The 2,340-nt window shown below is 71.8% G+C and carries 1 protein-coding gene; it reads left to right on the forward strand.

What is annotated here, in order from left to right:
* Positions 1 to 2,340: condensation domain-containing protein (locus tag ACWDAK_RS41000; RefSeq protein WP_427396331.1), on the forward strand; the 2,340-nt coding region annotated here is incomplete at both ends.

Here is a 2,340-nt window from a genome sequence, read left to right on the forward strand (position 1 = left end):
GGGGGAGTTGTACGTCGCCGGTGCGGGGCTGGCCCGCGGGTACCTGAACCGGCCGGGGCTGACGGCAGGACGGTTCGTGGCGTGCCCGTTCGACCCGGCGGGCGCGCGGATGTACCGCACAGGTGACCTGGTCCGGATGCGGGCCGACGGCGGGTTGGAGTTCGCCGGTCGGGCCGACGACCAGGTGAAGGTGCGCGGCTTCCGGGTCGAGCCCGGTGAGGTCGAGACCGCCCTCGTCGCGCACCCGGCCGTCGCCCAGGCCGCCGTCCTCGCCCAGGACGACCGACTCATCGGCTATGTGATGCCGCACCCCGGTGCCTCGGTCAGGCCGGCGGAGCTGCGCGCACACCTGCTCGGCCGCCTGCCGGACTACCTCGTCCCAGCCACCTTCGTGGTGCTGGACGCGCTGCCGCTGACGCCGAACGGGAAGCTGGACCGGGCGGCGCTGCCCGTGCCCGAGCCTGCCACCAAGGGGAGCGGCCGTGCGCCGCGCACGCCGCAGGAGCAGATCCTGTGCGAGCTGTTCGCCGAGGTGCTCGGCCGGTCGCAGGTCGGTGTCGACGACGGCTTCTTCGACCTGGGCGGGCACTCCCTGCTCGCCACCCGCCTGGTCGCACGGGTGCGTTCGGCACTCGGTGTCGAGGTCGGGCTGCGCACGCTCTTCGAGGCACCAACGGTGGCCGGGCTGGCGGCGAAGCTCGCCGAGGCCGGCCGGGTCCGGCCCGCGCTGGTCGCCTGCGAGCGGCCGGAGGTGGTACCGCTGTCGTTCGCTCAGCGGCGGCTGTGGTTCCTGCACCGGATGGATGAGGCTGCCGCGACGTACCACATCCCGCTGGCACTCCAGTTGACCGGAGCGCTGGACGAGAAGGCGCTGACCGAGGCGCTGGCCGATGTGGTGGTCCGGCACGAGAGCTTGCGGACGGTGTTTCCGGAGGTCGAAGGCGTGCCGTGCCAGCGGGTCCTCGACCCGGAGGCGGCGCGTCCGCAGGTGCGGGTGACCGAGGTTGCCGAGGCTGAGCTGCCACAGCGGCTCGCCGAAGCGGCACGGCAGCCCTTCGACCTGGCGGCGGAAGTGCCGCTGCGGGCAGAGCTGTTCGCGCTCGCGCCGGACGAGCACGTGCTGCTGCTGGTCATGCACCACATCGCGGGCGACGGCTGGTCCACGGGCCCGCTGGCCCGCGACCTGGCCGAGGCGTACGCCGCCCGGTGCGAGGGTCGCGCGCCGAGCTGGCCGGTACTGCCGGTGCAGTACGCCGACTACACCCTGTGGCAACGCGACCTGCTCGGCGACGCCGCCGATGAGGACAGCCGGTTTGCCGAGCAACTCGGCTACTGGGCTCGGCAGTTGGCCGGTCTTCCGGAGCGGCTGCAGCTGCCCGCGGACCGGCCTCGCCCGGCCGTCGCAAGCTACCGGGGGGATCACCTCGGCCTTGAGCTGCCCCCCGAACTGCACACGGGGCTGGCCGAGTTGGCGCGTCGTTCCGGTACCAGTCTGTTCATGGTGCTGCAGGCCGGCCTGGCGGCGCTGTACACGCGGTTGGGTGCGGGGACGGACATCCCGATCGGTAGTCCGATCGCGGGCCGTACCGACGAGGCGTTGGACGATCTGGTCGGGTTCTTCGTCAACACGCTGGTGCTGCGTACCGACACCGGTAATGATCCGGGTTTCACCGAGTTGCTGGGCCGGGTGCGGGAGACGGCGCTGTCCGCGTTCGCGCACCAGGATGTGCCGTTCGAGCACCTGGTGGAGGTGCTGAATCCGTCCCGGTCGCTGTCCCACCACCCGCTGTTCCAGACCGTCCTGGCCCTGCAGAACGCGCCTATGGGCGAGTTCGGGCTGCCCGGGCTCCGGGCCTCCTTCTCCGCCGTGCCGACCGGGACCGCCAAGTTCGACCTGGGCTTCAACCTGATCGAGCGGCACGGCCCGGACGGCAGCCCGGCCGGAATCGTCGGTGCGGTCGACTACGCCACCGACCTGTTCGACCGTTCGACGGTCGCATCCCTTGCCCGACGCTGGACGCTCCTGCTGGAGGCTGTCGTCGCCGACCCGGACCAGCCGATCGGCCGGATCGACATCCTCGGCGCCGACGAGCGCCGCTGGCTGCTGGAGGAGAACAACGCCACCGCCCTGCCCGTTGGCGCCGGCACCCTGCCGGAAGCCTTCGCGGCCCAGGTGCGGGCGACTCCGGATGCTGTTGCGTTGGTCGGCGCTGGTGAGAAGTTGACGTACCGTCAGCTAAATGCTCGGGCGAATCGGTTCGCGCATGCGCTGGTCGCTCGAGGTGTGGCTCCTGAGCAGGTCGTGGCGGTGGCGTTGCCGCGGTCGGTGGAGTCGGTGGT

The organism is Kitasatospora sp. NPDC001175 (assembly GCF_053598215.1).